Origin of the sequence: Pseudogracilibacillus amylolyticus (SeqCode) (assembly GCF_051918545.1) — a bacterium.
Classification (GTDB): Bacteria; Bacillota; Bacilli; order Bacillales; family Amphibacillaceae; genus Pseudogracilibacillus.
Genome location: NZ_JBPPZG010000181.1, coordinates 1 through 7,955 on the forward strand (window position 1 = coordinate 1; position 7,955 = coordinate 7,955).

Genomic DNA, 7,955 nt, shown 5'->3' on the forward strand with positions numbered 1-7,955 from the left:
GCCATTTGTTAGTGAATAATTAAAAAATTCCTTTTCATATTCTAATAGGATATTGAAAAGGAATTTTTATTTTTTTAGGCAGGTAAGAAATCCTTTCTTACTGCATAATGCAACTAAGGTATTCATCCAAAGGCTCGCACTTATTTAGCATAAGTGCAACATTACCGAGTCACCGCCAGTTACGGATCTAAGGAAGGGCGACCAAGAACAGACTTTGCGCTTAACTCACGGATATCCATAGTGATAAGGGCATGTTTTCTTTAACGAATGCCAAGTTTTCTAATAGTTCCGATATCATCCATCTATGACTGCCGTACTTTTCTTTTTGGATAAATTAAAATAATTTTTATTAAAATGAAAAAAATATAAATGGTAGCTAAAAGTAAAAATAATGAACTTAGTGGATGGAAAAATGAAATTACTGTAAATAATAGTAATGGAGTGGTAATTGAAAATGCAGTCATTTTCCAAATAATTGAGAACCGCAATTTTCGCTTTAACCCTCTTGTAATTAATGTTCCTATGTATGCAATAATGGAGAGTAGTGAAAATACGATTAGAACTAAAACCAAATAGTAAAATATAAAAAAGTAAATTAATAAGAAAAAAGGATGAATATGTGTTGCTGAAGATTCATTAACAATAATTTGTTCATAAAAAGCTGGTAAAGATGCAATGGCTAATAAGAAGAACAAGTAAATAACAGTAATGTCCATTCCAATGCGATTTAACGCAAAAACGGACTGCTTTTTAGGCAGTCTTAAACTATGTAAAAAAGCATTCCAATAATCTTTCATCAATTCTCGTCCCTTTAGTTTTACATTATCCATCATGAATACTATACCATGTTTTTAAACACTCTAACAGAAAATGGACGGTATGAATAAGATATAAAATATATTAAGTATTATAATTGGTAACCATCAATAACAATTAACAGCTAAATCTGATATTATTATATAATGGAGTATTTATATAGAAACTTGAGGTGTAATGATGAATCAATCAAAAAAAATAACAGATGGAGCACTATTAACAGCAGTCTATATTGTACTTTTACTACTTATCGTATTTATTCCACCTATCATTACGTTTGGTATTTTTATTTTACCAGTACCTTTTATAATTTATGCAGCAAGACACGGTTTGAAGCCCACTTTAATTATGTTACTTAGTACCATTGTGTTATCGTTGATTTTTGCAACAGTTATTTCTCTGCCAGTTACCTTGTTTGTTGGAATCGGTGGTATATTAATAGGGGGAGCAATCTATCGAGGTCTAAAACCTTATGAAGTATGGGCACAAGGAACATTAGGATTTATTATAGGAATGGTTTTAGTTCTGTTAGTGCTGCAATTTGTTGCAAATATCAATATTTACGAAGAAATGGATGTTGTAATTGAAGATTCGATTGCAATGACAAAAGTAATATTTGATCAGATGGGTCTCGATTCGCAAACAGAAAAACAAGTACAACTATTTGAAGAGCAAATGTATGCTTTTAAAGATTTATTACCATCCAGTATTGCAATTAGTAGTATATTTTTTGCTTTTATAAGTCAGTGGATTAGTTATAAAGTAATAAATCGAGTGGAAAACAAAAGATTATCATTTCCTCCTTTCAAAAATTTCAATTTACCTGTTTCCCTTATCTGGATTTACTTTTTTGCATTAATTTTATCTTTTGTAGATCTTGGTGAAGGTAGCGGATTATATTTAATCGTCATGAATGTGGTTGCTTTAACGATTGTATTGATCACCATTCAAGGTTTTTCATTTATCTTTTTCTATGCTGATCATAAAAAAGTTCATAAATCAATACCGATAATAATTGTTGTTGTAACTCTCTTACTTCCTTTTTTATTCCTGTTTCTTATTCGAATTATTGGTATAATTGATTTAGGCTTTTCGTTGAAAGCACGTTTAAACAATGAAAATAGTAAAAAATAGGTGAGGAAATTTAGGAGTTGAACATGTTGGAACACTTTTGGAAAAAATTAAAGAACAATTATATATGGGCTGTATATGTTCTCTCTTTTACAATGGTATGTGTCCTATTTTATTTTCATTGGATTATTGGGTCTATTTTTGCCATTCTTTTTATTATTACTTTTATTTATTATAATCGTGAAGAAAGAAAGATTGAAAAAACTCAATTGGAAAATATGTCCCAATTATCGTATCAAATTAAAGATGCTGGAGAACAAGTATTTTTAAACATGCCGATTGGGATTATTATCTATAATGAAAATTTCCAAATAAAATGGGTAAACCCGTTTATTTATAGCTTAATTGAAGATGAATCTTCCTTCTTTGGTAAGTCATTAGACATTTTTTCAGAAGATCTTATATCTCAGCTTAAAAAAGAAAAGGATGAAATTTGGTTAAGTATAAATGGTTTACAATTGAAAACAAGGGTGGATTATTCGAATCAAGCTCTCTTTTTATTTAATCGTACCGAAGAAAAGCGTTTGGAAAAACAATATTATAATGAGCAGTTAGTGCTTGCAACAATTTATTTAGATAACTATGAAGAAATTTCGCGAAATATGAGTGATAATGTCAAAAGTCAACTGAATTCAATCGTAACATCACATTTAAATAAATGGGCTGATGACTATCATTTTTATTTAAAAAGAACATCTCAAGATCGTTTTATTGGGGTTTTAACGAAGCAGACGTTAGAAATGCTTGAAAAATCAAGATTTGAGATTTTGGATGAAATAAGATCAATCAATATAGAAGAGGTACAAAGAAATCCGATTACTTTAAGTATTGGTATTGGTGTAGGAAATGTACCGATCCCAGAATTGGCAAAATTGTCTCAATCTAGTTTAGACCTTGCGTTAGGCCGCGGCGGAGATCAAATTGCTATTAGAGATGAAACTGGTAAAGTTCGTTTTTATGGTGGAAAAACAAATCCAATGGAAAAGCGGACCAGAGTAAGGGCAAGAGTAATTTCCCATGCATTAAAAGAATTAGTGCAAGAAAGTGATAATGTTCTTATTATGGGGCATAAGGCGCCAGATATGGATTCCTTGGGTGCGACAATTGGAGTTCTTAATATTGCGAAGTCAAATAATGTAGAAGGGTTTATTGTTTTTGATGAAAATGACTCTACAACAGGAGTTGCTCGTGTAATTGATATGGTGAAGAAAGAAGAAGGATTATGGAAACATTTCATTGGTCCAGACGAAGCTGATGCTATTTATACGAGCCGAAGTTTAGTTGTAGTTGTCGATACTCACCGACCATCTCTTGTAGCACATGAAAAACTTCTTCGAAATGCCGAATATAAAGTCGTTATTGACCATCACCGAAGAGGGGAAGATTTTATTAATAATCCGACACTCGTTTATATGGAGCCGTATGCATCGTCTACATCCGAGTTAGTAACTGAATTAATTGAATATCAACCAAATAAAAAGAAATTATCTACATTAGAAGCGACTTCGTTACTAGCTGGTATAATAGTTGATACGAAAAGTTTCGCACTTCGAACAGGATCTAGAACTTTTGATGCTGCATCTTATTTAAGATCGAGAGGTGCGGATCCAATATTAATCCAAAAGTTTCTTAAGGAAGATTTGAGTACATTAGTAAAAAGAAATAAATTAATAGAAAGAGCCTATATTTATCGTGATTCTTTAGCAATAGCAAAAGCAGATGAAGCTTTTTATAATCAAATTATTATTGCGCAGGCAGCTGATACATTATTAACGATAGATAATGTAACAGCATCCTTTGTAATTGCCTGGAGAAATGAAGAAACAGTATCTATTAGTGCACGCTCATTGGGAGATGTGAATGTACAAATAATTATGGAAGAGATGAACGGCGGAGGGCATTTGACAAATGCAGCTACACAAATAAAAGGATTAACGATAGATGAAGTAGAAGAAAAATTAAAAGAAAAAATTAATAAATATTTAGAGGGGAGAACGTAAAATGAAAGTTATTTTCTTAAAAGATGTAAAAGGAAAAGGGAAAAAAGGCGAAGTAAAAGATGTTTCTGTAGGTTATGCTAATAATTATTTATTTAAAAATAATCTAGCTGAAGAAGCAACACCAGGGAATTTAAAAAAATTAAACGCACAAAAGCAAAAAGAGGCTGAAAGAGAACAAGAAGAAAAGTCTATTGCTGAAGAATTAAAAGCTAAGCTAGCTGAAACGACTGTCCTTATAAAAGCTAAATCAGGTGAAGGTGGTCGCCTGTTTGGATCGATAACAAGTAAACAAATTGCAGATGAACTAAAGAAAAAACATAAACTAAATGTAGACAGACGGAAAATTGAATTGAAAGATCCAATTCGATCATTAGGACATCATAAAATACCAGTAAAACTGCATCATGAAGTAAACGGAACAATAAATGTTCATGTAACGGAAGAATAATTTTTAACAAATAAAGAACGACTTCCTATTACTTGGGAAGATAAAGGATGAATGAAGTGTGAATGAGCGTATACCTCCGCATAATATTGAAGCAGAACAAGCGGTAATTGGAGCAATATTTTTAGAACCTGATGTTTTTTCAACTGCCTCAGAACGTATAGGTCCTGCTGACTTTTATCGAGCTAGCCATGAAGTGATTTTTGAGGCGATGTATAAGCTATTTGAAAAAGGTGAACCGATCGATATCGTAACGGTAACTACATTACTTGCTAATTCGGACAAGCTTGACATTGCTGGAGGGGTTACGTATTTAACTGATCTTGCCAGTAGTGTACCAACGGCTGCCAATATCGACTACTATAGTAAAATAGTAGAGGAAAAGGCGCTTTTACGTCGTCTAATTAGCACGGCTACTGATATTGTTACAAAAACTTTTTCAAGAGAAGATGAAGTTGAGGAAGTTTTAGATGAAGCTGAAAGAAGTATTTTGGAAGTTTCAAGCAGAAAAAATGTTAATGCGTTTAAACCGATTAAAGATGTTTTAATTGATGTCTATGACAATATTGAACAATTGCATCATGCAAAAGATGATGTCACAGGAATTCCGACGGGTTATCGGGATTTGGACCGGATGACGTCCGGATTCCAGCGAAACGATTTAATCATTATTGCTGCAAGACCATCGATGGGGAAGACAGCCTTTGCACTTAATATTGCACAAAACGTAGCTATAAATACCGATGAAAATGTAGCAATTTTTAGTTTGGAAATGGGTGCAGATCAACTAGTTTCCCGTATGCTATGTGCGGAAGGAAATATTGATTCGCAACGACTTCGTACCGGAAAATTAGAACAAGAAGACTGGGGAAAGTTAACGATGGCTATGGGAAGCTTATCTCATGCAGGAATCTATATTGATGATTCTCCGGGTATTCGGGTAACAGATATTCGTTCAAAATGTCGACGTCTTAAGCAAGAACATGGCCTTGGAATGATTATTATCGATTATTTACAACTTATCCAAGGAAGTGAACATTCACGAGATAACAGACAGCAAGAAGTATCAGAAATTTCTCGGTCTCTAAAAGGTTTAGCTAGGGAATTAGAGGTACCACTTATTGCGTTATCACAGCTATCCCGTGGTGTTGAGTCCCGTCAGGATAAACGCCCGATGATGTCTGATTTACGTGAATCCGGAAGTATTGAGCAAGACGCTGATATTGTAGGGTTCCTTTACAGAGATGATTATTATGATTCTGAGTCCGAACAACAAAATATAGAAATCATTTTGGCAAAACAACGAAATGGTCCTACTGGGACAGTAGAATTGGCTTTTGTTAAAGAATTTAATAAGTTCGTTGACTTAGATTTCCGTTATGGAGATAGTGAAGTCCCCCCACCAGTACCTGTATAAACGTATATTTTACGTATAAACTATTTTTATTCAACTAACCTAAGCGCAATTGCCGAACATTATACAAAAAAAAGATTTAAATGTTCGTGTTTCAATTGACTTGGTTCGTTATAATTGGTACACTTACAAATGTAATTTGATAATTATTTACTTTAAAAATAAGTGGAGGTGCCGGGTACGATGTCCTCAGTAGTTGTTGTAGGTACGCAATGGGGTGACGAAGGGAAAGGGAAAATTACTGACTTTTTGTCTCAAAATGCAGAAGTAGTAGCCCGTTATCAAGGTGGAAATAATGCTGGTCATACGATTGTATTTGACGATGTCACATATAAATTACATTTAATTCCATCAGGTATTTTCTTCCCGGAAAAAACTAGTGTATTAGGAAATGGAATGGTAATTGATCCAAAAGCATTTATGGAAGAAATCAAATATTTACATGATAAAAATGTTTCAACAGATAATTTACGAGTTAGTAATCGTGCACATGTTATTTTACCATACCATTTAAAATTAGATATTCTTCAAGAAGAGGAAAAGGGTATTCATAAAATTGGGACAACAAAAAAAGGAATTGGCCCTGCGTATATGGATAAAGCGGCACGTATTGGAATCCGTATAGCTGATTTATTAGATAAAGAAGTATTCGAGAAAAAATTAGCACAAAATTTAAAAGAAAAGAACCGTCTGTTTGAAAAAGTATATGAAGTTGAACCGTTACGTATAGAGGATATTTTAGAGGAATATTACGAGTACGGACAACAGATGGCTAAATATGTTTGCGACACATCTGTTGTTTTAAATGATGCGCTTGATGAAGGTCGTCGTGTACTGTTCGAAGGTGCACAAGGAGTTATGTTAGATATTGACCAAGGGACATATCCATTTGTTACCTCCTCTAATCCAGTTGCTGGTGGTGTAACAATAGGCTCAGGAGTTGGCCCTTCTAAAATTTCGACAGTTGTGGGCGTTTCTAAAGCATATACAACAAGGGTTGGCGACGGTCCGTTTATAACGGAACTTAAAGATGAAATTGGTGATCAAATTCGTGAGGTGGGAAGAGAATATGGAACGACAACAGGAAGACCTCGCCGTGTTGGCTGGTTTGACAGTGTTGTTGTCCGTCATGCCCGTCGTGTAAGTGGAATCACGGATCTTTCACTTAACTCTTTAGACGTTCTAACCGGTATTGAAACATTAAAGATTTGTGTTGCGTATAAATATAACGGAAGTATTATTAAAGAGTTTCCGGCCAATTTGAACACGCTCGCTAAGTGTGAAGCGGTTTATGAAGAGTTACCAGGCTGGACGGAAGATATTACCGGTGTTAGAAGCTTACATGAACTACCGGAAAATGCGCGTCATTATTTAGAAAGAGTCGCTCAATTAACTGAAATTCCACTATCGATTTTTTCAGTTGGTCCTGACCGTACACAAACAAACGTAGTAAGAAGCGTGTATAGATAAAACAAATATGTTTTAGTTTTATTGGCAGATACTATGGCTCGCCTTTGAGCGAGCCATAAGTCTGTTATTTTCTTGATTTGCATATTCTTCTCGTCCAAAATATCAGTTTACTTCTCCCGTTCAAAATAACAACTTTCCTTGTACTGAATAGCCAGCAGTTGCCTTCCATTTTCCAATCAAAAAATCTTCAGAAACCATATCTTTATCCTCCTAATATCATTAATGCTAGTCCGAGCAGCAATAGCGACCGCCATTTTTCATATATTATCTCTCCACTCATTCTTAAAATTTAAATATCTTCAGATAAGTAAAGAGCCAATCTGATTTAGAACCATTTAGCTAATATTTAATTAATAGCTTAGAGAAAAGTAAATGAATAGCAAATAGTGACAAAGTTGTGAGATTGCAAGATTCACAAAAAGTAGCGGGGATTATGAAGGGGGCTAAGGTTGGGTGAAGTAGAATTTAAGCTATCCATCAATTTGAAGTATATCCCAGTCCTTTTTCATGGTAAAGTATCTGACATTTTACTTTAAATACGTTAGAATATAGGGATAGGATAAAAAAATATAAATGATGAAAGATAGAATAGATTATTATCATATAGAAAGCAGGGAAAAGGAAAATGGCCTTAAAGATACTTGTTGTTGATGATGAGAAACCAATTGCAGATATATTA

Annotated in this window: 6 protein-coding genes; 5 read left to right on the top strand and 1 reads right to left on the bottom strand. The window is 33.7% G+C overall.

Features of this window, described 5'->3' with window-relative positions; all coding sequences use genetic code 11:
- Positions 1 to 302: 302 nt before the first annotated feature.
- Positions 303 to 833, bottom strand: coding sequence for a DUF1189 family protein (locus ACPYKA_RS16350; protein ID WP_479543284.1), 531 nt, complete (start codon positions 831 to 833; stop codon positions 303 to 305).
- A 163-nt stretch (positions 834 to 996) separates the two neighbouring features.
- Here ACPYKA_RS16350 and ACPYKA_RS16355 point away from each other — a divergent pair, with 163 nt between their 5' ends.
- From ACPYKA_RS16355 to ACPYKA_RS16375, 5 genes are all read left to right on the top strand, one after another.
- Positions 997 to 1,950, top strand: a complete 954-nt coding sequence (locus ACPYKA_RS16355; RefSeq protein WP_479543285.1) for a YybS family protein — start codon at positions 997 to 999, stop codon at positions 1,948 to 1,950.
- Between the two features lie 26 nt (positions 1,951 to 1,976).
- Positions 1,977 to 3,947 (top strand): DHH family phosphoesterase, encoded by a 1,971-nt coding sequence (locus tag ACPYKA_RS16360; protein ID WP_479543286.1) that lies wholly within the window; start codon positions 1,977 to 1,979, stop codon positions 3,945 to 3,947.
- Position 3,948: 1 nt separating this feature from the next.
- Positions 3,949 to 4,395 carry a 50S ribosomal protein L9 gene (gene rplI, locus ACPYKA_RS16365; protein WP_479543287.1) on the top strand — a complete coding sequence of 149 codons (447 nt, stop codon included), beginning with the start codon at positions 3,949 to 3,951 and terminating at the stop codon, positions 4,393 to 4,395.
- 58 nt (positions 4,396 to 4,453) lie between these two features.
- The gene (gene dnaB / locus ACPYKA_RS16370) at positions 4,454 to 5,809 is read left to right on the top strand and encodes a replicative DNA helicase (RefSeq protein ID WP_479543288.1); all 1,356 of its coding nucleotides are present in this window, start codon (positions 4,454 to 4,456) and stop codon (positions 5,807 to 5,809) included.
- Between the two features lie 180 nt (positions 5,810 to 5,989).
- Positions 5,990 to 7,276, top strand: a complete 1,287-nt coding sequence (locus ACPYKA_RS16375; RefSeq protein WP_479543289.1) for an adenylosuccinate synthase — start codon at positions 5,990 to 5,992, stop codon at positions 7,274 to 7,276.
- The last annotated feature ends 679 nt before the right edge of the window (positions 7,277 to 7,955 follow it).

Coding starts and splice junctions, on each gene's coding strand:
- ACPYKA_RS16350 (WP_479543284.1), bottom strand. CDS start 833: ATGATGGATAATGTAAAACTAAAGGGACGAGAATTGATGAAAGATTAT.
- rplI (WP_479543287.1), top strand. CDS start 3,949: ATGAAAGTTATTTTCTTAAAAGATGTAAAAGGAAAAGGGAAAAAAGGC.
- ACPYKA_RS16375 (WP_479543289.1), top strand. CDS start 5,990: ATGTCCTCAGTAGTTGTTGTAGGTACGCAATGGGGTGACGAAGGGAAA.
- ACPYKA_RS16355 (WP_479543285.1), top strand. CDS start 997: ATGAATCAATCAAAAAAAATAACAGATGGAGCACTATTAACAGCAGTC.